Here is a 261-nt window from a genome sequence, read left to right on the forward strand (position 1 = left end):
GTGATATACATATTACAGGCTGGGATAAAAACGAATTTAAAGTATCTGGCGAGCTTGATGACAAAGCCGAGGGTTATGAGCTTAAAATAAATGGCGATAAAACTCAGTTTATTGTAAAAATGCCACGTAAATCAAATTGGAGTAATAATGGCGATGGCTCAAGCCTAACCATATTTATGCCTAAAAGCAGTAGTTTAGAATTTGCTGGCGTTAATGTATCGGTGACTGCGAAAGAGCTAAAAAATGGCGCTGAAGTTGACG

1 protein-coding gene is annotated in these 261 nt (G+C 37.9%); it reads left to right on the top strand.

What is annotated here, in order from left to right:
• Window positions 1–261, top strand: a 261-nt coding sequence (locus AAEY79_RS15425) for a hypothetical protein (protein ID WP_352289402.1), incomplete at both ends; no start/stop codon positions are given.

Origin of the sequence: Psychrobacter sp. GW64-MNA-CIBAN-0177 (genome assembly GCF_040309585.1) — a bacterium.
Classification (GTDB): Bacteria; Pseudomonadota; Gammaproteobacteria; order Pseudomonadales; family Moraxellaceae; genus Psychrobacter; species Psychrobacter okhotskensis.